Raw genomic sequence first — 23106 nt, 5'->3', positions numbered from 1 at the left:
GTCAGATCATGGCGAGAGATAGCTTGCGTTTCGGAGAAGGGAAAGCACCGTCAAGCGTTTTGAGATCCGCATCCGTCAGCCTGATCTCCAGACTGGCAAGATTTCCCGCCACATGCTTCTCAGACGTTGCCTTCGGAATGGCCAGGATATTCGGCCGACGCAGCACCCAGGCCAAAGCAATCTGTGCCGGATCGGCAGGCCCGAGCGACGTCTCATGCCGCGACGCCACCTCTTTCAGTGCCGGATGCTCCAGCAACTCCCCACCCTGCCCAAGCGGCGAATAAGCCATCGTCACCGTTCCGGACTTCAGATCGTGATCCAGAAGGTCGAACTCCGTCCCCCGATGCTCCAGATTATACAAAATCTGATTCACCAGACAGTTTCCGGACAGATTTTCAATTTCTTCCATGTCATCGACATCGAAGTTCGATACCCCCCAACCCCGGATCAGGCCCTCATCCTTCAGATCCTCAAAGGCCCGGATCGTTTCTTCAAGCGGTGTCCCCCCATGCCAGTGCAGCAGATACAGATCCAGCCACTCCGTTCCCAGATGCTTCAGAGAACGCCGGCACGCCTTGTGAACCCCGTCATAAGACGCATTGGAGGGTACAATCTTGCTGACGAGATAAACATCCTCTCGCACATCCGCGATCGCCTCACCCACCAGATCTTCCGAACGCCCGTTTCCATACATCTCAGCGGTATCAATAACCCGCAGACCAGCCTCCAGCCCCTTGCGCAGGCTCTCGATTTCGCTGCTGCGCCGTGAGGCACTATCGCCAATATTCCAGGTTCCCATTCCCAGTGCAGGAACCGTAACACCATTCCTGAGCGTGACTGTTTTCATGACCGTCTCCTGTCCTCAGACCCGTTTTTTCAGACCCATGTCCTCAAACAACGACAGGATCGGCAGTCTGTTCCTTCACAATGCCATTGACCTTCAGAAGGTCTCGCAACTTCCGCACGATGGGGAAAACTTCGATGTTATGATCGCCACCCAGTTCGCGCCACGCAGCCTGTTCCAATTCCATGATCTCGCGATCCTCCTCAAAGATCCGGTTCGTAAAAATGCCCAGCGCAGGCCAGATCACATCAATCAGGAATGGCGTTTTCGGACGCAGCACTGAAAGCAGACCGAATGTCTGCGTACTCGCGCCATCAGCACTGTTGGGGACGTAAACACTGAACAGCTCCATAATCAGATCACCGTCCTTGTCATGGATTTTCAGGCTCTGATACGGGTAAGTCGTACGGATACTGACGATTTCCTCAATCGGCTGCTCCCGACCCGGATCATCGTGGTGTTTGCCGAAAATCAGCCGCTCCGCCAGTGGCTGCTGGCTCCCGCTTCGTGCGAAACTGTAGCGCGCCTCAATAAAGCCTTCGCCCTCATCCTGCCCCAGAAAACGCGCCTTGATCTGCCCCATCTGGCGACGGTGCAGGAACTGATGGTTCATATCCATCAGGTTCTCATGCATGAACGTGTAATGGCATTTCACGACAGGGCTGAAATGCCGCGTCTTGAATGCCGGATTGTCCACCTGCGCCAGTGGCGGCAGGGGAACGCTTTCCGCTTTCGCTGCATCACCGGGAAAAACGAAAATCATCCCGCCCGATTCACGGCAGGGATAGGTTCTCACACCGTTCGGCAGCTTGCCCTTGCCCAGATACGGTACGTCAATGCAGCGCCCCGAGCGGCCATACGCCCAGCCGTGATAACAGCACTGCACAGCCTCACCGCTGACCTTGCCCAAACTAAGCGGAACCTGCCGGTGCGCGCACCGGTCTTCCAGCGCAAAAACGCTGCCCTCCTCAGGGCGGACCAATGCTATCGGATGGCGTCCGAACCGACGCCCGATCGTCTTTCCACGTTTGAGATCCTTCGACCACGCCAGCGGATACCAGAAGTCCGGATTAATATCGACGCGACGCAGATCGGTTTTCAGAGGATCAGGGGAAGAATTCGTGGGGTCCGGCACAGTCAGGCGTCCTCTCCAGTGACATGAAAGGCGCCCTCGTTATCGAGCGTCTTCCACCAATGGCTTCAGACATATTTTGAAACCTTACCCGGCCCTTTTCCAGCCCCGCTCTTCCTGTTTCCAATACACGAGATTGTGACCCGAGGATTTCATCGCAACCCAGCGCTCTCTTGCCCGCTGTACGGATTGCGGATTGCCGCCGTCGAACAGATCGAAAATCCGGGTGAACGGCGCGAAATCATCATCCCCCGCGCCATCGACCCGAAACAGGAAATGCGCCCCATTCGGCACGTCTCCGCTCTCCGTCAACCAGATCGGCTGCCGGGCCGCATGACCACTCTTTGCGCTCCCGTGAGGAAGCCAAACCGGGTCCCGGCACGCCCAGAGCGCCGTATCCAGCGCCATGACCGCCGCCGCATCGGGACAACGCACAAGCGCGCGCTCCCCCGCATCCAGCGTCCGGCCCAGAAGGGCCGGAAGCGCTTCTTCAAGCGGCGTGCGCGTCAGATGATAGAACCCGACATCCACAGCGTGATCCTGCCCCTCAGGCGCTGGCTTCATGCGCCTTCACAAACCGGTCCAACAGACGCACGCCAAAGCCCGTTGCACCCTTCGGCGCAATGGCAGACGCCTTGGTCTTCCAGGCCGTCCCGGCGATATCAAGATGTGCCCAATCCGTATCGCCCACGAAGCGCTTGAGGAACTCCGCAGCCAGGATCGCGCTGCCCGGACGGCCGCCGATATTCTTCATGTCGGCAATATCGGAATCGATTTCACGGTTATAGGCCTCGCCCATCGGCATCCGCCACAGGCCTTCGCCCACCTGCGTTCCGGCTTCCGAAAGCCCCTTGGCCAGCGCATCACTGTTGCTGAACAGACCAGCGTTTTCATAACCAAGACTGACCACGATCGCGCCCGTCAACGTGGCCAGATTGACCATGAGCTTCGGGCTGAACCGCTTGCGCGTGTAGGACAGCACATCCGCCAGAACGAGACGCCCTTCCGCATCGGTATTGAGGACTTCGATCGTCTGCCCGTCATAGGCCCGCACGATATCGCCCGGACGTTGCGCTCCACCGGACACCATGTTCTCAACCAGCCCGACCACGCCGATCGCATTAACCGGCGCCTTGCGACGGGCCAGCGCACTCATGAGACCAATCACGGTCGCAGCCCCGCCCATATCGGTCTTCATCTCGTCCATGCCAGCCGCAGGCTTGATGGAAATGCCTCCACTATCGAACGTCACACCCTTGCCGATGAACGCCAGAGGCGCCTCACTGCCACCGCCATTGTGACGGACAATGACCGTCCGTGGCTTGTGAACACTGCCCTGCGCCACCCCAAGAAGCGCACCGAAACCGAGCTCCGTCATGGCTTTTTCGTCAAGAACCTCAACCGTGAGACCAAGTTCACGCAGGCCTTCAATCTGCTGCGTAAAGCTCTGAGGATAAAGCACATTCGGCGGCTCGCTCACGAGGTTCCGCGTCAGGATCACACCTTGGGACACCGCATCCAGAGCTGTCCAGCGCGCCTGAGCTGCCGCCACGTCCGAGACTGCAACAGTCAGCGTCTTCAGAACCGGACGCGCAGCGGGCTTCTTGGTGCGGTACAGATCGAAATCATAAGACGCCAGACGCGCACCCAGCCCCGCTTCTGGAGCAAACTGCTCCAGTGCCCCGGACACGACCAGAACCGCGCTTTCAACGCCATCCAGCAGCCGCACCGCCCGACCCGCAGCATTCTCGACCGCCACAGCATCCACAGCCACGCCGCCCTTCGGCGTCACCCCGGCGAGAACGATCTGCGACAGCCCTTCAGCCGGAGCAGGCAGGATCACGCTCTGTCCGGCTTCCCCTTTGAACCCCTTCAGAGCAACAGCGCGCGACACCGCACCTGCCGTCGCCTTGTCTAACGTCGAGAACACCTCCCCACCCGCAGCCTCGCACAGCAGCACGACCGCCTTGGGCGCATCCGCGGAAAAAGCAGGAAGGGAATCGAAAATCACTGAAAGCATGATGGGCCTGTCGTCTGGAACATGAAATCGTCAGCTCCGTTATCGGAAACACCGCCCCGGCATACAAGCCCTCCCCCGAGAAAGACCTTCCATGCGCCGCATCGCCCTGAAGATCCTGCTCTGCTCCGCCGTCATGCTCGGCCTCCCGAAAGGACATGCCGCTCCCACAGCGCCTCGGATCACAGACATCGCGCCCATTCTGATCGGCAACAGCCCCGTCACCCTGCACCCAACCGGCTTTCCCACTGTAACGATCACGCCATTCTGGCGCGGGAACGGAAACGCATGGGGCTATCATCTGTATGCCGTCACCACACCCGACGTCGAACAGCCCGATCAGGCCGACCTTGTGGATACGCAGAACGCAACCCCTAACGGTCCACTCACCGACATGCTTGCGGACAGTCCCCACACCGGCGAAGACGCAATCCAGACCATCCATTTCGCCACGGCCCGCGTGAATGGAAAACCCGGCCTTCTGTTGTTCATCGCAACACGCGACATGGGCCCCCAGCCCGTCCCACAGCCCAGCGCGGCGCATGTCCGGACCTATCAACTGACACGCGAAGACGGCGAACCTGGCACAACGGCGTTCACCTTCAGGCTCCTGTCCACAATCGCATCCCCGGTCACAACCTGCCATGCGGACATCGCCCTCAGCGCCGCGACAAAAATTCCGTTCGCAACATGGAACGACCCCCATGAACCTGTGCCGACCTGTCCGCAGTAAAACCGCCTGTATCAGCACATGACGCAAAAGCCCTCTTGGAGTAGTCTGGGCGAATGACTTCCGCTTTCCCCTTTACCGTCTCCGCGAGCGATGACCGTGCCCTGCTCGATCTGGCGTTCCAGCTTGCTTCCGAAGCCTCGGACATCATTAACGCCATCCGCGCGCGCGGCTTTCGCACGGACATCAAGGACGACGCCTCTCCCGTCACGGAAGCGGACCATGCCTCCGAACATCATATCCTCTCCGGCCTGCGCGCCGCCTGCCCGTCCATTCCCGCGATCGGCGAGGAAGAAATGTCGGCCGGGATCAGGGTTGCCGCTGGGGACGCCTACTGGCTGGTCGATCCGCTGGACGGCACGCGAGGCTTTGCATCGGGTAGCAAGGATTTTACGGTCAATATCGGCCTCGTCCGCCATGACCGACCGGTTCTGGGCGTTGTCGCGCTTCCCGGCTACGGACTGATCTATAGCGGTGGTCAGGGCTTGGGGGCGCATCGCTGGGACGGCGCCCACAACACCCCGATCCAGACCGCGACACCATCTGCCGAAGGCCTGCGTGTTCTGGCCTCCAGCCATCATGGCGACCCGGAACTGCTTGACCGCTGGCTGGCGGGACGAAAAGTCGTGTCCATCGACAAACTGTCATCTTCGGTCAAATTCATGCGCGTCGCAGAGGGATCGGCGGATTTCTACCCGCGCTTCGGCCCGACCATGGAATGGGACACCGCCGCCCCGCAGGCCATTCTCGAAGCGGCAGGCGGTGCTTTGCTGGACGCTGACGGACAGCCCCTGCGTTACGGCAAGCCGGGCCGACTGAATTCGTCCTTTTACTGCACGGGAGGTGCATCTTGAGCGACACGCCACATACCGAACGCCTGACTGCCACGCCCGAAGGCATCCGCCGCGCGGCGGAGCTTCTGAAAGCCGGAAAGCTGGTCGCCTTCGGTACCGAGACTGTTTACGGCCTTGGGGCCATCGCTTCGTCCGACACCGCCGTCGCCCGGATTTTCGCCGCCAAGGGGCGCCCGCGTTTTAATCCCCTCATCAGTCATCTCCCCGATGCCGAAAGCGCCTTCGCACAGGCGTCCCTCAGTGGCAGGATGAAAGAAATCGCCCATACGCTGGCCGAGCGGTTCTGGCCCGGCCCACTGACGATGGTGCTCCCCCGTTCTCCTGACTCGACCGTCTCGGATCTCGCCGCCGCCGGGCTCTCCACCCTCGCCCTGCGCGTGCCGCGCGGACGAACGGCGCTGGCCCTCCTGCGCGAAGTGGGCGCACCGGTTGCCGCACCGTCCGCTAATGTCTCGGGTACCGTCAGCCCCTCCGATGCGTTCCACGTCCTGCGCTCGCTTGATGGCCGGATTGACGCGGTTCTGGATTCCGGCCCCTGCTCCATCGGCGTGGAAAGCACAGTTCTGGATCTGACCCGAAACGTGCCCGTTCTTCTGCGTCCGGGCGGGGTTACGCTCGAAGAACTGAACGATCTCTGTGGCCCGATCCGCCATCCGGACGATTTTGCCGAAATCGCGCCCGCCTCCCCTGGCAGACTGGCCTCGCATTACGCCCCCAGCCTACCCGTCAGGCTGGACGTCACCTCCATTGCGCCCGACGAAGCCCAACTTGCTTTCGGCCGTCCATTCCCCGGCGCGGGCCTGACATGGAACCTGAGCGAAAGCGGCAATCTTGAAGAAGCAGCCGCCCGTCTTTTCGCCGGACTGCGCTTTCTGGACGCGGAAGGCACACGGCGCGGCCTTAAAACCATTGCGGCCCAGACAATCCCCCGTCATGGGCTTGGCCTCGCGATCCGTGACCGCCTGCGCCGCGCGGCCGAACCCCGCACAGACACGATGGCAGCGTCCTGAGTATGGGACGCACGCCGGACCCAAGGGACGTAGACCCCAAGGAAATCAAGATTCTTTCCGATATTCTGGCTCTTGTGCTGGATGAGCAGCCCGGCCACGCCGCCACGGCGCTGGAACGGATCCGCCAGATGGCCCGGCGTGACGTCGTCACAGGTGGTGCGCTGAAAAACCTGTTCATCACGCGCATCGGAACAGTCTCCTCACAAAACGTCATCGCCCGAGAAAAAGCACTGCGTGATCGCGTCCGCGATCTGGAACGCCGCCTCAGCCAGAGCGAAAGCGATACCCGCACAGCCCAGTCACGGCTGGGGCGATGCCAGATGGACATGGGGCTGCTCCAGATGGAAGTGGCCACGTTCCGCATGCAGAAACCCTGGCGTTATGCAGCCGTGGCCTTTGCAACAGGCGCGGGTCTTCTGGTCGGCATTGCCGGAACCCAATTCTATCACAGCCTGTCGCCCCCAGAGGCAGTCGTCGACCGGGCTGCCTATCTGCGATAGAAAACTGTTTCGTTTTTTCGCCTTCCTCCCGCCACGCGCTAGGGATAGATGAAGGGTTATGGCCTCATCCTCCGGTACTTCCGGGCGGCAGATCCTGCCTCTGCTCGACCGCTACATCCTCCGTCAGCTCCTCATCGCCCTGCTGGCGCTGACCGGAGGTGCAACAGCCCTGATCTGGCTGACCCAGTCGCTGCATTTCGTCTCGATGGTGGTCCAGCACGGCCTGTCCCTGCGCGTGTTCATCCAGCTCACCTCGCTGATGCTGCCGACTTTCATTGCCGTCATTCTTCCCATCACGACATTCCTCGTCGTGCTGTTCACCTATCAGCGGATGGTCGGAGACCGGGAACTGACGGTCATGCGCGCCGCCGGGCGTTCCCCGCTGGAACTGGCCCGACCGGGGCTGCTCTGCGCGTTTTTCTCCGTGGCGCTGTGCTACACTTTGACATTGTGGCTTGCGCCCATGTCCTATCATGCGTTTCATCGCTACGAATTTCAGATCCGCAACCGCATGGCAGCCTTCCTGCTTCAGGACGGCGTCTTCACCAGCCTTTCGGGAGACATGACCGTCTATGTCCGCGGGCGTACCAGTGACGGCCAGCTTCATGGCGTTCTGGTCGAAGACGACCGCAACCCCGATTCCCACACCACGATCCTCGCCGAGCGCGGCACCATGGTCGTGGTGAACGACCAGCCTCGCGTTGTTCTCTACGACGGCTCTCGCGAGGAAATCGACCGGCATACCGGACGGCTGAACGTCCTGACCTTCGGACGCAACACCATCGACCTGACATCAGGACGGCGCAACAGCCACGAAGACCGTGACCCGGACGAAATGTCGCTTCATGAACTGTTCCATCCCGACCCTCATGAGGTCTCCGAACGCGATCGCGGCAAGAATATCGTCGTGGGCTGGCGACGGCTCACCTCTCCACTGACCGCCCTGTCCTTCGCCATGATCGGACTGGTCACGGTGCTGCGCGGTGCCTTCTCCCGTCATGGCAACATCACCCGCCCCCTGACCGCGATCCTCACGGTCGTCGGACTGCTGGCCCTCTCGCTCATGCTCCAGAACCTCGCCGGACGGCATCTGGCGCTGGTGCCGCTCATCTGGCTTGAAGCCCTCCTGCCCGCCGTCGTCTGCGCTGTCCTGCTGTTTCTCGAACAATGGACCAGAAGCGTGAAGCAGCCCGTTCCGATGACGCCGTCACCGGAGGCCTCCCGATGAGAACCGCCGCCTCTCCGCGACTAGGTTCGTGGCTGACCTCGCTGTTTCAGGTCTTCAGCACCCGTGATGACCATGCCGGGTTCTCCACGACGCTGGCCATCTATATAGCCCGCCAGTTCATGCTCAGTACCCTGTCCATGGTGCTGGCCCTGACCGGACTGGTCTCGCTGTTTGATTTCATCGACCTCCTGCGTCGCGCGGCGACACGGCCCAACGTTCCGGCCAGTCTCGTCGTCAAAATCGCAGCACTGCATGTGCCGTACTACATTATTTACGTCCTGCCCTTCGGCATCCTGCTGGGCGGGATCGTCTGCTTTTCGCGCCTGACACGCTCGTCCGAACTCATCGTCGCCCGCGCCGCCGGCATTTCCGCCTGGCAGTTCCTTGCCAGCCCCCTGGCCTGCGCCCTGCTGACAGGCCTGCTGACCACAACCGGCATTTCCTCCCTGTCGTCGAGCATGTTCCGTAGTGCTGAAATGCTGGATCAGACCTATCTGCGCACCGGCGGAGGCCCCCTGACGCTCAACGGCGGCGCCCTGTGGCTCAGACAGTCTGATGACGGGCTGGTCCCTCATGGCGTTGCCATCCTGCACGCTCAGGACGTCCATCTCATCGACGGCGCACTGAAAGTGTCCGGCGTCTCGATCTTCCGCCTCGACGACCGGGACCGCCTGATCCTCCGTGTCGAATCTCCCAATGGCGCTTTGGGTGATCATCAGTGGCTCCTGCACGACACATCAGTGCTGCATCCCGATCATCTGCCCGAGCGGATCGGCGACATGACCCTCCCCTCCGACCTGACAGTCGGCCGTGTGCAGGAAAGTTTCGCATCGCCCGATACGCTGTCGGTCTTCGCGCTTCCGGGGTTCATCAACCTTCTTGAACGCTCGGGATTTCCTTCGATCCGGCACAGACTTCACTTCCAGTCGCTGCTGGCCCTTCCCATTCTGGCCGGGACCATGGCATTGGTATCCGCAGGCTTCTCGATGCGTCCGACACGGCGCGGCGGCGTAGCCCGGATGCTGGGATCGGGAATTGCCGCAGGCTTTGCGCTGTTCACCATCTCGAAAGTGGCCGAACAGTTTGGTGAATCCGGTGCCTTGCCACCGGTTCTTGCGGCATGGGCGCCGACGGGTGCGGGGCTCTGCCTCGCCGTGGCGCTTCTGCTGCACATGGAGGATGGTTGATGACGGTGCCCCTGTGGCTCCCAACGCGCGCCCGCAGACGCGCTTCGTTCGTCGGTGCCACGCTGATGGCTGGAACCGCGCTCGTGGCGCCGCAGAAGATGTCTGCCAACACGATGCAGCGCGACAACTCCCATGTCATCGTCATCGGAAAACCTACGTCACAGACCGATCCCCTGACCTATCTCGCCGATAGCGAAAGCTACGCGAAAAACGGCCTGGTCACATGGGATGGCAATGTCCGCGTCTGGCAGGGGGATCACGCCCTGCGCGCGGACCGCGTGACCTATGACCGCAGCACCGGCATCCTGTCGGCGAAAGGTAATGTCGCAGTCGTGGAGCCCGACGGCAGCACGACCTATGCCGATTATGTCGAGTTCAGCCATGGCATGCATGACGGTATCGGCAGCGGCATCTACATCCGCATGGAAGACAACGCCAAGCTCGCCGGCAACGGTATGCGCCGCACGAACGGAATGCTGAACGACCTGACGCATGCCGTCTATACGGCCTGCAAAATCTGCGAAAAGAACCCGGATCTACCGCCGTTCTGGCAGTTTCAGGCTTTCGACGCGACACAGGACGTGCAGCATAAGCGGCTCGAATTCGATCACGCCTGGCTCAAGATGCTCGGCCTACCGGTGTTCTATTTCCCGTTCTTTTCCATGACCGATCCGTCTGTGAAACGTCAGAGCGGCTTCCTGATGCCGGGCATCAGCCCGCATGACCGCTATCTCGGTACCTATTTCACACTTCCCTATTTCTGGGCGATCGACGAACAGCAGGATCTGACGGTCCGTGGCCTGGTCTCCACAAAAACCGGCCCCGAACTGACTGCGCAGTACCGCAACCGCCTCAACTTCGGCTCCATCGACGTGACGGGCGGTGTCGCCTACGACACCCATAACGAAAACCGCTACACCAACACCTTTGGCAACAATGTCGGTTCGTCCAACGAATACGGCATTCAGGGTTATGTGTTCGGCCGCGGCAATTTCGCCCTCAACCGCAACTGGCAGCTTGGCGCCAACATCAATGTCGCCAGTTCCGCCAACTACATGCGTGACTACCGCGTTCCCGGCTACGGTCAGGAAATGCTGAACTCCAACCTGTACCTCGAAGGCTATGGCGTCGGCTCCTACCTGCGCTTTGACGGACAGGCCTATCAGGGTCTGAACCAGGGCGTCATCCGCAACTCGGATCTCCCTTGGGCATTGCCACGACTGACCTACGCGTTTCAGGGACAGCCGGACATGTTCGGCGGCCGTCTCAGTGTGAAAACGACCAACTTCAACCTGTATCGAAAGAACGGCATCAACGATCAGCGTGGTCAGGCCGCCATCCAGTGGGATCGTCCGTTCCACAACAAGCTCGGCCAGCAGTTCCTGCTGACGGCGCGGATCGATTCGATGGTTTATCACGCCACGCAGGCCTACCAGCAGCCGACCTATTACATGAACGCCGGTGGCAACCACCTCGTGGGACAGGTCCAGCCGACCATCGCCCTGCGAATGAACTGGCCGTTCCTGCGCAGCTTTGCCAAGGGCCATGGCTCGCAGATCTTGGAACCCATCGCCCAGGTCATCGCCTCACCCAATACCGGCAACTCGCAGAACCGCCACCTGCCTAACGAAGACAGTCTGTCCTACGAATTCACGGACACGACGCTGTTTTCCCTCAACCGCTATCTCGGGACCGATCGTCTTGATGGCGGCCTGCGCGCCAACGTGGGCATCCATCAGAACTGGTCATGGAACGGCCATGCGATCGACATGCTCGTCGGCGAGAGCTTTCAGGAACACATCACCCGTAACCGCCTGCCCTATTCCGGCCTCGACCATCACCTGTCAGACCCGGTGGCCCGCCTGCGCGTCAGCCCAAACCAGTATGTCGATGTCACAGCCCGTGGCCGTTACAACCCCTGGACTCACCAGTTCGATTACGGCGAAGGCCTGATCAGCACAGGCGTTCCGATGTTCCGCCTGACAGGCGGCTATGTTTATGCTCCCGTGACGCCGTATTATTATTACGCGACGGACTTCCGCGAATCAGGCCCCAACGCTCCCTACATGGTCAAAACCAGCGAAGTGACAGGCGGTTTTTCAACCCACTGGCGCAATTACCATGCGTCGGGTTTCTTCCGCCGCAGCCTGTCCCGGAAACAGTTCGTCGCCAACGGCGGCACAATCGGCTATTCCAATGACTGTTTCGGGCTGGATATCATGTATATCAAACAATACACCCGTATCGGCGGCGAACAGCGTAACGAGACGATCCTCTTCAACTTCACGTTCAAGACGATCGGCACCTTCGGAATCAACGGTTGAGCATGTCCAAGACCCATTGCACCGCATCCACGGCCCTGGCTGTCCTTCTGGCTTTCTCGGCCACTCTCCCGGCCATGGCCGCCCCGCACCACAAGGCGGCCACGAAACCTGCTGCCACCAAAGAGGCCGCAGCCCCGGTCAAGCCCCCTGAAGACCAGATTCTGGCCGTCATCAACGGACAGGTTCTCACGCAGCGTGACGTGGACAACCGCGCAAAGCTGTTCGTGCTTTCGACCGGCCTGCCCATCAGCCCGGAAATCATGGGGCGCATGCGTGGCCAGATCATCCATCAGCTGATCGACGAACGCCTGAAAACGCAGGAAATTCTCAAGCGCCACATCAACGTAGAGCCGGATCAGATCGCAGGCGCCATCGCCAATATCGAGCAGCGCAACGGGATGCCCAAGAACGCCCTGCGCAACCGCCTGGCTTCGGACGGCGTCTCTCTCACGACCCTGATCGACCAGATCCGCGTCCAGATCGGCTGGATGCAGGTCCTGCGTGAAAAGCTTGGCGAAGAAGGCCGCATCACAGCAACCCAGATCAGCCAGCGCGAACAGGCGCTTCAGGCGGAACAGGGGCGCCCTCAGTATTTCATGAGCGAAATCTTCGTCCCCGTCGCCGACCCGCGCCATGACGAAGCCGAACTCGCCTTCACCAAAACCATCATCTCCCAGCTCCGCGAGGGCGCACCGTTCCCGATCGTGGCCGCGCAGTTCTCTCAGGCCCAGTCTGCTCTCGACGGTGGTTCCATGGGCTGGGTGCAGGAAGACAACCTCGATCCGCAGGTCGTCAACATCGTCCGCCAGATGCCGATCGGCGCCATCTCTAACCCCGTTCAGGTCGCAGGCGGCTTCGTGATTGCCACCGTTCAGGCCAAGCGCGTGGTCGGCAAACAGATGGGCACCCAGCTTGATCTGAGACAGGCATTTTTCCCGTTCGACGCCCCCCTGAACCCGCAGAACCCGACCGAACAGCAGCGCGCAGCCTTGCAGAAAGCCACAGCCGCCGTTCAGACCGTCCATAGCTGCGACGCCATGGAAGCGCTCAATAAATCTCTGGGTGAAAAGCGCCCCGGCAATCCCGGATCGCAGATTCTGGAACGTCTGATGCCGCAGATGAAGTCAGTCCTCGAATCGCTACCGCCGAACAAGGTCAGCCGTCCGCTGGTCTCGATGGACGGCATCGCCCTGCTCATGGTCTGCGATCGGCAGCAGAAAAATCTGGCACAGCAGAGCCCGAGCGAAATCGCCGACCAGCTCATGAACGAGCATGTCGAGCAGGCTTCACGCCAGCTTCAGCGCGACCTCCAGCGCCGTGCCATCATCGAGATGCGCCCTGCCGCCAAGGCCACCAACTGACGTGTCCCTCCCCTCACTGCGCGACACCATCCAGGCCCATGGTCTGGATGCCAAGAAATCCCTCGGTCAGCACTTCCTTCTCGATCCGGGCATCTGCGCCCGGATCGCAGCCCTCGGTGGCGATCTGACCGGACGCAGCGTCGTCGAAATCGGCCCCGGCCCTGGCGGCCTGACCCGCGCGTTACTCGACACGCCCGCCAGTCGTGTCGATGTCGTGGAAATCGACGAACGCGCATGGCCCCTGCTGGACGAACTGGCGACCCACTATCCAGGCCGCCTTCACGTCGTCCGTGAAGATGCTCTGAAGCTGGACGCCGCAACCCTCGCTCCCGCGCCACGACAGATCGTCGCCAATCTGCCCTACAACGTTGCCACGCCCCTCCTCGTGGGCTGGCTGCGACAGGCGGCACAGTGGGAACGTCTGTCCCTGATGTTCCAGCTCGAAGTCGCCGAGCGGATCTGCGCGACGCCGGGAAGCTCGGCTTATGGTCGCCTCGGCGTACTGGCCCAGTGGTGCGCCACATGCTCGGTCGCCCTGCGTATCCCGCCGGAAGCCTTCTCTCCGCCACCCAAAGTCCATTCCGCGGTAGCTGTCATCATCCCACATGCCGAGCAGCCGTCTCCGCAACTGTTCCGCGCCATGGAGCAGGTCACAGCCGCCGCTTTCGGGCAGCGCCGCAAAATGCTCCGCTCGTCGCTGAAATCCATTGGCGGCGAACGGCTTCTGGAAAAAGCCGAAATCGAGCCGACCCGCAGGGCCGAGACCCTCTCGGTCGCCGAATTCGCACGGCTGGCGGAACTAAATCTCGCCAGCCGCTAAAAGCCCTTATTAGGCCACGCTTTCCCGTTCGCGCGCGAGCATGTAATCCCGCGTGAACGGCACAGCATCAATCGACCGGGTCAGCTGAAGCTGAAAATTCATGTGCCCCTGAACCCGGAATGACAGCTCGGCCCCCACCAGATAGAACTCGAACATCCGGACAAACCGCTCGTCATACAGCGCGCGGATCTTCTCACGGTTGGCATCAAAACGCTTGCGCCATTCCGCCAGCGTGCGGGCATAATGCAGACGCAGCACCTCACAATCCGTCATCCACAGCCCCGACCGCTCGATCGCTGCCATCGTCTCGCTCAGAGCAGGCGAATACCCGCCCGGAAAAATATATTTCTGGATCCAGGGATTGGTCGTTCCCGGCCCGTCCATCCGTCCAATCGAATGGATCAAAGCCACGCCATCCGGCTTGAGACAGGCCTTGACTTTCTGGAAAAAAGCCTCGAACTGCGGCGGCCCCACATGTTCGAACATGCCTACCGAAACAATTCGATCAAACTGTTGATGCAGATTACGATAATCAATCAGTTCAAACCGGACCTGCCCGTCAAGCCCTTCATCCTTCGCCCGCTGCCGCGCTACAGCAAGCTGCTCGCGTGACAGCGTGATACCCAGAACCCGTGCGCCGTAATCTTTCGCCAGCGTTAGCGCCATTCCGCCCCAGCCACAGCCGATATCCAACACGTCCAGCCCCGGGCGATCCAGATTGAGCTTGGCCGCGATGTGGCGTTTCTTGGCAATCTGAGCCTCCTCCAGCGTCATGTCCTCACGCTCGAAATACGCGCAGGAATACTGCCGGTCTTTGTCGAGAAACAGATCGTAAAGCGTGCCGTTCAGATCATAATGATGCGCCACGTTGTTTCGGGATGTCTTGAGAGAATTCAGCGTCTTCCAGGCGCGAGTGACATAACGCAGACGGTCCTCGATTTCCTCAAAGACATGTCCATGACTGTTAATGTTTTCCATCAACACCGTCAGCAGCGTCTCAAGCGTACATCCGTCGGGCACAATACTGCCCGCCATGTACTCTTCGCCAAAGGCAAGGCCGGAATTGACGATCAGGGCCCGCTCGGCCTGCTTCGTCCGAAGATGCAAGCCTGCTTCAAGTCCCGGTTTCGATCCGCGATACGTCCGGACAATACCATCACTGAATGTGACCCGCAGGCGTCCCGTCTGAATGAATTTCCGCAAGACAAAATCCAGAATCCGCTTCATTCCGATCTCCTGTTTCCAATACCGGGAAAAACCCTCAACGGGCCTGTAGTTGTATCCTGCCAGTCAAATGGACATAAAAAAACCCGGCTCGGGAATAATCCCGGCCGGGTTCTTTAGAACGAGGTCAGCGTTAGAAGCCTTACGCTTCTTCCGATGCCTCGGCAGCTTCGGCAGCAGCCTCTTCGGCGGCGTTCTCAGCCTGCAGGTCACCAAGGATGTTCTCATCCTCGTCCTGCACGCCAATCTCTTCGCCACGAGCCTGACGCTCGGCTTCTTCAGCGGAACGGGCAACGTTGACCGTCAGCGGAATGGACACTTCCGGATGCAGCACAACGCGTGCTTCCGTCAGGCCAAGCTGCTTGATCGGGTGTGCCAGAACAACCTGCTGACGCGAAATCGTCAGGCCGGCATCCGTAGCGGCAACCGCGATGTCGCGGGTGCTGACGGAACCATACAGGCTGCCACTGTCGCCAGCCTGACGGATGACAACAACGGACAGCTCATGCATGCGCTCGGCAAGGCGCTCGGCCTCTTCACGCTTCTTGAGGTTCTGGGCCTCAAGCTGCGCGCGCTCGGTCTCGAAACGCTTCTTGTTGGCAACCGTGGCGCGCATGGCCTTGGCCTGGGGCAGCAGGAAGTTACGGGCATAACCCGGCTTCACGTGCACCAGGTCGCCCATCTGGCCGAGATGCTCGACCCGCTGCAGCAGGATCAGTGCGGTCTGGGACATGATGCTCTCCTCAGTTCACAACGTAGGGGAGCAGGGCGAGGAAACGGGCGCGCTTGATCGCCTGTGCCAGCTCACGCTGCTTCTTGGCCGAAACGGCCGTGATGCGGCTCGGCACGATCTTGCCGCGCTCCGAAAGGAAGCGGCTAAGAAGGCGCACGTCCTTGTAGTCGATCTTCGGCGCATTGGCACCGGAGAACGGGCAGGACTTGCGACGACGATAGAACGGACGACGTGCGCCAACTGCCGTACGACGGGCAGCCGGGTTCACTTCGCCGACGTCAGGAGTGTTTGTCTCGGACATGATTCTTACTCCGCTCCAGCCGTCTCGCGAACATCGTCATGCTCGCCGCGTGCACGATATTCTTCACGGTCTTCGCTGCTGCGACGGGGACCGCCACGGCCGCTCTCGAAACGACCAGCCGGCTTGGAGCCGCCACGGAAGTTGCCGCGATCGCCACGATCGTCGCTCTTGCGCGCCAGAACCGGAGAGGGGTTCTCGTCGATTTCGTCAACGCGCAGCGTGAGAACGCGCAGCACGTCTTCGTTCAGGCCGAGCTGACGCTCTACTTCACGCAGCGTGTCGGGGGTGCAGTCAAGACCCAGCAGGACGTAATGGCCCTTGCGGTTCTTCTTGATGCGGTATGCGAGGGAACGCAGGCCCCAGAACTCGCGCTTCTGGATAGAACCGCCGTTGTCCTTGAGCAGGGTTTCGATGGTCTCGACCAGGGTTTCCACCTGAGCCTGCGACACATCATTACGTGCAATGAGCACGCTTTCATACAATGGCATGAAGACTCCCTTCGGATTGGGTCAACCCGCAACTGGCTCCGACCCATGCCGGAAACAGGGCCCATGTTTCAGGGCGCGGGTATAGCCGGCGCGATGCCACATCGCCCGGCAGGGAAAGGCGGCATTAATCACGCACCGCCCCCAAAAGCAAGCCTTAACTCAGAGTCGTCTCAGCCTTTCCGGCACATATTCGTCCGGAACGTCCCATGTTTCAGACACGACATGCCGGACTGCAAATCCCGCCCGACGATAATTCGGAAGCGCATTGGGATGGTCCAGCGTGCAGGTATTGACCCTCAGCCGCCAGCTTCCCGCCCCGAACGCCCGTGCAACAGCATGGTCCAGAAGCGCCCGACCCAGCCCACGCCCCATCGCCTGCGGCAGAAGGCCAAAATAGGCCAGATTGGCATCCCCACCCTGCCGCAGATCCAGCTCATAGAAACCCGCTGGCTCGCCACTGCTGTCACGCAGAACCATGAAGTGAACAGCAGGATCTTGGAGGATTTCTCCCAGTTCTGCATCCGGCATCGACCTGCGCATCCACCAGCAGTACTCCTGCCCGACTGTCAAATACAGAAAACGGTAAAGCGAAAGAGCTTCGTCCCCCGTCACACGAGACAGGGAAAATCCTTCCGGCAAAACTGGAGACGGACGGGAAAAAGACGTCTCCAAAAAGGTGACATCCACCGCAAGACGGGTGGATGCCCCTTTCGGCCTGAGCCAGTCCGGCAACATTGCCGCGCGCTCTCAGACGGCTCAGTTGTCGTCGAGGAAGGAGCGCAGCTTGCGCGAACGGCTCGGATGCTTGAGCTTGCGCAGCGCCTTCGCCTCGATCTGACGGATACGTTCACGCGTGACGTTGAACTGCTGGCCCACTTCCTCAAGGGTGTGGTCCGTGTTCATGCCAATGCCGAAGCGCATCCGCAACACGCGCTCTTCACGCGGCGTCAGGGAGGCCAGAACGCGGGTCGTGGCTTCACGCAGGTTGGTCTGGATCGCTGCATCCAACGGAATAACAGCCGTCTTGTCCTCGATGAAGTCACCGAGATGGCTGTCTTCCTCATCGCCAATCGGCGTTTCGAGCGAAATCGGCTCCTTGGCGATCTTCAGGACCTTGCGGACCTTCTCCAGCGGCATACCGAGCTTCTCAGCCAGCTCTTCCGGAGCTGGCTCACGCCCGATCTCATGCAGCATCTGGCGCGACGTCCGCACGAGCTTGTTGATCGTCTCGATCATGTGGACCGGAATACGGATCGTCTTGGCCTGATCCGCGATGGAACGCGTGATCGCCTGACGGATCCACCAGGTCGCATAGGTCGAGAACTTGTAGCCGCGACGGTACTCGAACTTGTCCACAGCCTTCATCAGGCCGATATTGCCTTCCTGAATCAGATCCAGGAACTGCAAGCCGCGGTTCGTGTATTTCTTGGCGATCGAGATCACCAGACGCAGGTTCGCCTCGATCATTTCCTTCTTGGCACGCGTGGAATCACGCTCGCCTCGGGAAACGGTCGCATAAACGCGGCGGAATTCACCAACCGGCAGACCCGTTTCATGCGACAGGGCCGCAATCTCGCCACGCAGGTTGCGCAGCTGGTCCATGTGCTTGGTCGTCAGGTTTTTCCAGCCCTTGCCGGGCAGCGCGGAAATGCTGTCCAGCCAGGTCGGGTCCAGTTCGCGGCTGCGATATTTGATGAGGAAGTCGTCACGCGAAATCTTGCAGCTCTCAGCCAGACGCATCATCCGGCCTTCAACGCCGTTCAGCTTCTGGACCTGCATCTTGATCTGCGCGACCAGTTCCTCAATCCGGTTGTTGTGCAGATGCACCTGCTCAACCAGACTGACCAGTTCATGACGCAGCTTCTCGTAGGTCTGCTCGGACTTGTCCGAGTGATCCTCGCCGCCCGTCAAGGCTTCAATACGCTTGATCTGGATCTTGCGCAGCTTGTGATACAGCGGCTCGATGGCTTCGAAACGGGCCAGAATTTCCGGCTTCAGCTTCTCTTCCAGCGCGGACAGGGACAGGCCACTGCCTTCCTGCTGCTCGCCGTCGCCCTCTTCGTTCTCGTCCTCGGCCTTGTCGTCCTCTTCGGACGCCTCATCGCCTTCTTCGCCCTCAACCGCGTCCGGATCGGGACCACCGCCCTGGCTGGCCTCCAGATCGACGATGTCGCGCAGGAGCATCTCGCCGTCCTTGAGGCGTTCATGCCAGGAAATGATGGCGCGAATCGTCAGCGGGCTCTCGCACAGGCCGCCGATCATCTCATCGCGACCAGCCTCGATCCGCTTGGCGATCGCGATTTCGCCTTCGCGAGACAACAGTTCGACCGAACCCATCTCACGCAGATACATCCGGACCGGATCATCCGTGCGGCTGGCGGCCTCGGCATCAACGTTGCCGCCCTGGGGGCCTTCAGCCTCCTCGGTCTCGGCTTCGCTTTCCTTCTCGGCAGCGCCTTCGCCTTCGTCCTGATCCTCGTTTTCAAGAACCTGAATGCCCATTTCCGACAGGGCCGCCATGACGTCTTCGATCTGCTCGGAAGACATCTGGTCCTGCGGCAGGACCGCATTCAGTTCATCAAAAGTGATATGCCCGCGTTCACGCCCTTTGGCGATCAGCCGCTTGACGGCAGCGGACTGCGTATCAAGGAGAGTGGCATCCCCCTCCTGTTCCTGCGCGTTCCGATCCGTTCCAGAGGCTGTTTTCGTCGCCATTCGTCTCTCCGTCAACTCCGCCGCGAGTTAGCAATCCGGCAGCGTGCAGGTGGTCGATCCTTCGCCCGAAGTCAAGATTGCAGCCCTAAAGAATGCAACCTTTCGGGAATAAAAATCGTTTCGTATTCATTTCTTCGCAAGTGATCCCAACATCACATCAGGGCGTTCACTCTCCGACTCTTTCTCCGCTTTTGAGAGCATCACGCACCCGCAGCCGGGTCATGAGCGCACTGGGAAAGCGCAACCCACTCTGACCAGTCTCATCCACAAAAGACTCCATGTCACCATTCACAACAGCTTTGGTCACGTCTTCTTCAAGAGTGCGCTCGAAAGTCTGGAAATTGACCAAGGCATAAAAATGCCACCAGCTTTCAATGACATCCACCTTTAGGATCTCATCCCGGACCTTCCCGTCCCCCACACCGCGCGGCATCGGTCCACTTTTCAGCGCCCCCGCCAGATCCGCCAGCCCATGCTCTTCAAGCCACGCCATGCAGCTTTCTTCCGTCAGGGCATCGCGCCCCTCTTCCTGACAGGACCAGTCCAGAAGCGCAGAACGCAAACGATCCAGATCCGACGGGAGAGAAAGCCCCGCATAGGCCTGTTCCACTTCCGGAAGGATATCGGGATGCAGCAGCAGCATCGTCGTCATGATGTTGAGCCGCTCCACATTCCCCGACTCCACATCGCGCATCGCACCGGGAGCCTGCGTGGACAGCTTCAGACTCTCTCCGGCCTTGCGTTGGAAAGTTTTCTTCCGCCTGAAACGCTCGAAGAACATATCCAACAGGGTGCTGCGATATTCCGAAGACAACGCCCGATCCGGGATCAGCTTCGACAGCGTCACTAGCTTCTCCCGCAGCGCCGCCCGCTGATCCGGCCCCGGATCGACCAGCCCCGCCGTCAGAAGCCCGAACAGTTCCACCGCCATGGACGTCGCGCCTGCCAGCGCCTCCTTCATGGCTCGGGGGCCACGACTGCGGATCAGGCTGTCCGGATCGTCCTTCGCATCCAATCGACAGAAGCGGATCGTCCGTTCTGGCGAAAGCAACGGCAGCGAAACCTCACACACACGAAGCGCCGCCCGGGCCCCAGCCGCATCGCCATCCAGACACAGAATGGGCGATGGCGACATGCGCCACAGCAGTTCAAGCTGCTCCTCGCCCATCGCCGTGCCCAGCGGCGCGACCGCACCGCCAAACCCGGCCTGATCGAGAGCGATCACGTCCATATACCCCTCGACCACCACGAGATCCGCCCCGCGATGCACGCCTTCCCGTGCCAGATCGAGATTGAACAGCGTCCGCCTCTTGGAAAACAGCGCTGTCTCCGGGCCGTTGAGATATTTGGGCTGTCCGTCTCCCAGCGTCCGCGCACCAAAGGACATCATCCGTCCGCGTCGGTCCCGGATCGGGAACGTCACACGGTTGAAGAACAGTTCTCCCTTCGGCGCGCCCTGCTCGTCCACCCGCATCACACCCGCACGGATCAGCATTTCGACGTTCACGCCATGCGGGCGCAGTTCGTCCAGCAACTGCCGCCCGTCCCCGGACCATCCCAGACCAAACCGTTCGATTGTCTGGTCCGTCAGACCCCGTCCACGCAGATAGGCCAGCCCCTCCCGTCCTTCTGGACGATACAGACGACGCCGATAGCTCTCCTGCACAAGATTCAGCACATCCCCGAGAGACTGTGCTTCCCGCGCACGTGCCTCGGTTCGAGGGTCCGCCTTCGGAACCTCAAGCCCGGCTTCGGAGGCAAGCTGCTCGACAGCTTCTGGAAAGCTGCGCCCTTCGCTCTGCATCACATAAGAGATCGCATCTCCATGCACACCGCAGCCGAAACAGTGGAAATGGTCGTCGTAAATATAGAAGGACGGCGTTTTTTCGCCGTGAAACGGACAGCAGGTTTTCCAGTTCCGCCCGGACCTTACCAGCTTGTTACGCCGCCCGATCAGCGACGGAAGCGGCGTCCGGTTCCGTAATTCATCCAGAAAGGCCGCATCAATTGCCATGGGCAGAAAGAGCCTTTCATGCGCGTCAGAGAGAAAAGATCCACGAGCGCATACAGCGCCAGCGCTCTTGTTTAAAGGAAACTTTCCACCGAAATCCACACCCGTCACATCGGACCGCTGTTCCCATTGTTCCAGATGCGAGGTTAAGGCATGCTTAAAGCCATCTCTCTGCTGCCGGGTACTCCGACAGCTTTGAAAAACAGGAAGTGTTCATGAAAAAGTATCTGATGCTTGCAGCCGCAACCGGCCTGCTGGCAACGTCGCTCACGACAGCGCAGGCCGAACCGGGCGGATGCCTTAAATACGGTGCCGCCGGTGCCGTCGGTGGCCATGTCGCCAATCATCATGGCGTTCTGGGTGCCATGGGCGGCTGCGTGACCGGCATGTATGTGCGTCACCGTTACCGCAAGGAAGCCCGCGCCAAAGCGGCCCTGTATGATAAAGAGCATCCGGGCGCCAAGGGTTCTTACGAAGAAAAAGCCACAGCCTACGACGTGGAACACTCCACAAGCCCCGGCCAGATGCATAGCACCGCACCTGCAACCTCTGCACCGAACGCGACAGCTCCCGCACAGCCCGAGTAAAACATCCTGCACCGGCCTCTCCTCAACGGGAGGCCGGCCTGCTTTGATTAAATCGGAACCGGCACACCATCCTTGTGGTCCTGTGCCTCGACATACATCCGCATGACCGACGGATACCGCGCCCGCGTTACCCGCTCCAGCGCCGACACACCCTGCTCGACCTGTCCGGCCGTCAGCGTATCCTCCCAGTCCAGCGACAGCAGAACGATAATGCTCCCCGGCCCCCGCGTTTCGGTCACGACCTCATTCACCCCGACCACGCCCGGCAGCCTCATGGCCTCCTTGCGCACATAGGCGTCAATTTCCGGATTGCTCTCCCCGACCAGCAGAGAGCGCGTCTCGTTCGTCAGCAGCACCGCCACGATCACCAGAACCATTCCGATCAGCAGCGACGCGACACCATCCAGCACATGCCACCCCGTCACAACGGACAACACCGTAAAGACCAGCGCAATCACCAGACTGACCAACGCCGCCCCATCCTCGAACAGCACGACAAACAGCCCCGGATCGGTACTGCGGCGGATCATGGTCCATAGCGACCCCTTACCCGAGGGCAGGGACTTCATGGCCGCCAGAAAACCATACCCTTCCAGACATCCCGAAATCCCGAGAATGGTGACATTCAGCCACCAGCCGGGCAGGACATGCCCCAGAATGTGAACAGGCTCCATCGCCGTCGGGTGCCAGACCTTCTCCCAACCCTCGTGCAGGGACGCGACACCACCGCCGACAAACAACGCGCCCGCCACAACCAGCGTCCAGAAATAAAGCTCCCGGTGATGCCCCAGAGGATGCTCTTTCGTCGCCGGAGCCGCTGCCCGCTTCATCCCCACCAGCAGCAGGATCTGGTTGCCGCAGTCGACAAACGAATGAACCGTCTCCGCCAGCATGGCCGCCGAACCGGTCAGCAGCGCAGCGGCCCCCTTCACGCAGGCAATCCCGAAATTCACCCCCAGGGCAATGAAAACGACCTTCGTTGAACCACCTGCGGACATTCTGGCCTCATTCGTAAAATCCAGAGATCAGAGTGATGACCT

22 protein-coding genes are annotated in these 23106 nt (G+C 60.5%); 10 read left to right on the top strand and 12 right to left on the bottom strand.

The annotated features are described in order from the left end of the window. Position 1 precedes the first annotated feature (1 nt). The 4 genes from ABDK74_RS12800 to ABDK74_RS12785 all read right to left on the bottom strand — a co-directional run bounded on the left by ABDK74_RS12800 (position 2) and on the right by ABDK74_RS12785 (position 3996). The gene (locus ABDK74_RS12800) at positions 2–847 is read right to left on the bottom strand and encodes an aldo/keto reductase (protein WP_346004072.1); all 846 of its coding nucleotides are present in this window, start codon (positions 845–847) and stop codon (positions 2–4) included. Positions 848–890: 43 nt separating this feature from the next. Beyond that, complete coding sequence (locus ABDK74_RS12795; RefSeq protein ID WP_346004071.1) at positions 891–1979, bottom strand: aromatic ring-hydroxylating dioxygenase subunit alpha; 1089 nt, start codon at positions 1977–1979, stop codon at positions 891–893. Between the two features lie 84 nt (positions 1980–2063). After that, entirely contained in the window at positions 2064–2540 is a 477-nt protein-coding gene (locus ABDK74_RS12790) for a DNA polymerase III subunit chi (protein ID WP_346004070.1), read from the bottom strand. Then, entirely contained in the window at positions 2524–3996 is a 1473-nt protein-coding gene (locus ABDK74_RS12785; RefSeq protein WP_346004069.1) for a leucyl aminopeptidase, read from the bottom strand. The genes ABDK74_RS12790 and ABDK74_RS12785 overlap by 17 nt, the downstream gene beginning before the upstream one ends. Positions 3997–4087: 91 nt before the next feature. Here ABDK74_RS12785 and ABDK74_RS12780 point away from each other — a divergent pair, with 91 nt between their 5' ends. The 9 genes from ABDK74_RS12780 to rsmA are packed head-to-tail and all read left to right on the top strand — an operon-like array spanning position 4088 to position 14007. Continuing rightward, entirely contained in the window at positions 4088–4726 is a 639-nt protein-coding gene (locus ABDK74_RS12780) for a hypothetical protein (RefSeq protein WP_346004068.1), read from the top strand. A 53-nt stretch (positions 4727–4779) separates the two neighbouring features. After that, positions 4780–5577, top strand: a complete 798-nt coding sequence (locus ABDK74_RS12775; RefSeq protein WP_346004067.1) for a 3'(2'),5'-bisphosphate nucleotidase CysQ — start codon at positions 4780–4782, stop codon at positions 5575–5577. Then, positions 5574–6587: an L-threonylcarbamoyladenylate synthase gene (locus ABDK74_RS12770; protein WP_346004066.1), complete on the top strand. Its 1014-nt coding sequence runs from the start codon at positions 5574–5576 to the stop codon at positions 6585–6587. Before ABDK74_RS12775 ends, ABDK74_RS12770 begins: the two co-directional genes overlap by 4 nt. Before the next feature lie 2 nt (positions 6588–6589). Further along, the gene (locus tag ABDK74_RS12765) at positions 6590–7087 is read left to right on the top strand and encodes a hypothetical protein (RefSeq protein ID WP_194254873.1); all 498 of its coding nucleotides are present in this window, start codon (positions 6590–6592) and stop codon (positions 7085–7087) included. 58 nt (positions 7088–7145) lie between these two features. After that, positions 7146–8315 carry an LPS export ABC transporter permease LptF gene (gene lptF / locus ABDK74_RS12760; protein WP_346004065.1) on the top strand — a complete coding sequence of 390 codons (1170 nt, stop codon included), beginning with the start codon at positions 7146–7148 and terminating at the stop codon, positions 8313–8315. Further along, complete coding sequence (gene lptG, locus ABDK74_RS12755; RefSeq protein ID WP_346004064.1) at positions 8312–9502, top strand: LPS export ABC transporter permease LptG; 1191 nt, start codon at positions 8312–8314, stop codon at positions 9500–9502. The genes lptF and lptG overlap by 4 nt, the downstream gene beginning before the upstream one ends. Continuing rightward, the gene (locus ABDK74_RS12750) at positions 9502–11826 is read left to right on the top strand and encodes an LPS-assembly protein LptD (protein ID WP_408874483.1); all 2325 of its coding nucleotides are present in this window, start codon (positions 9502–9504) and stop codon (positions 11824–11826) included. The genes lptG and ABDK74_RS12750 overlap by 1 nt, the downstream gene beginning before the upstream one ends. Before the next feature lie 2 nt (positions 11827–11828). Next, positions 11829–13187 (top strand): peptidylprolyl isomerase, encoded by a 1359-nt coding sequence (locus ABDK74_RS12745; RefSeq protein WP_346004063.1) that lies wholly within the window; start codon positions 11829–11831, stop codon positions 13185–13187. A gap of 1 nt (position 13188) precedes the next feature. Continuing rightward, positions 13189–14007: a 16S rRNA (adenine(1518)-N(6)/adenine(1519)-N(6))-dimethyltransferase RsmA gene (gene rsmA, locus ABDK74_RS12740; protein ID WP_346004062.1), complete on the top strand. Its 819-nt coding sequence runs from the start codon at positions 13189–13191 to the stop codon at positions 14005–14007. A 9-nt stretch (positions 14008–14016) separates the two neighbouring features. Here rsmA and ABDK74_RS12735 read toward each other — a convergent pair whose 3' ends face one another. The 7 genes from ABDK74_RS12735 to dnaG form a co-directional block, all read right to left on the bottom strand. After that, entirely contained in the window at positions 14017–15234 is a 1218-nt protein-coding gene (locus ABDK74_RS12735; protein ID WP_346004061.1) for a cyclopropane-fatty-acyl-phospholipid synthase family protein, read from the bottom strand. A gap of 139 nt (positions 15235–15373) precedes the next feature. Next, positions 15374–15964 carry a 50S ribosomal protein L9 gene (gene rplI / locus ABDK74_RS12730; RefSeq protein ID WP_346004060.1) on the bottom strand — a complete coding sequence of 197 codons (591 nt, stop codon included), beginning with the start codon at positions 15962–15964 and terminating at the stop codon, positions 15374–15376. Positions 15965–15974: 10 nt separating this feature from the next. Continuing rightward, positions 15975–16265 carry a 30S ribosomal protein S18 gene (rpsR, locus tag ABDK74_RS12725; protein WP_194254887.1) on the bottom strand — a complete coding sequence of 97 codons (291 nt, stop codon included), beginning with the start codon at positions 16263–16265 and terminating at the stop codon, positions 15975–15977. A 5-nt stretch (positions 16266–16270) separates the two neighbouring features. Next, positions 16271–16753 (bottom strand): 30S ribosomal protein S6, encoded by a 483-nt coding sequence (gene rpsF / locus ABDK74_RS12720; RefSeq protein ID WP_062033192.1) that lies wholly within the window; start codon positions 16751–16753, stop codon positions 16271–16273. Positions 16754–16912: 159 nt separating this feature from the next. Further along, the gene (locus ABDK74_RS12715) at positions 16913–17488 is read right to left on the bottom strand and encodes a GNAT family N-acetyltransferase (protein WP_346004059.1); all 576 of its coding nucleotides are present in this window, start codon (positions 17486–17488) and stop codon (positions 16913–16915) included. 21 nt (positions 17489–17509) lie between these two features. Beyond that, positions 17510–19468 carry an RNA polymerase sigma factor RpoD gene (rpoD, locus tag ABDK74_RS12710; protein ID WP_194262336.1) on the bottom strand — a complete coding sequence of 653 codons (1959 nt, stop codon included), beginning with the start codon at positions 19466–19468 and terminating at the stop codon, positions 17510–17512. Positions 19469–19634: 166 nt separating this feature from the next. Next, a complete protein-coding gene (gene dnaG / locus ABDK74_RS12705; protein ID WP_346004058.1) occupies positions 19635–21482 on the bottom strand; it encodes a DNA primase in 1848 nt (615 codons plus the stop codon). A gap of 212 nt (positions 21483–21694) precedes the next feature. Between dnaG and ABDK74_RS12700 the strand changes: the two genes are divergently transcribed. Continuing rightward, entirely contained in the window at positions 21695–22066 is a 372-nt protein-coding gene (locus tag ABDK74_RS12700) for a hypothetical protein (RefSeq protein ID WP_346004057.1), read from the top strand. Positions 22067–22113: 47 nt separating this feature from the next. On the opposite strand, the gene ABDK74_RS12695 is transcribed toward ABDK74_RS12700, so the two are convergent. Continuing rightward, on the bottom strand, positions 22114–23064 hold the full coding sequence (locus tag ABDK74_RS12695; RefSeq protein WP_346004056.1) for a cation diffusion facilitator family transporter: 951 nt from the start codon (positions 23062–23064) through the stop codon (positions 22114–22116). Positions 23065–23106 lie beyond the last annotated feature (42 nt).

Source organism: Gluconobacter sp. OJB (assembly GCF_039638275.1).
Classification (GTDB): domain Bacteria; phylum Pseudomonadota; class Alphaproteobacteria; order Acetobacterales; family Acetobacteraceae; genus Gluconobacter; species Gluconobacter cerevisiae.
This window is presented reverse-complemented; position numbering and strand designations above follow the sequence as displayed.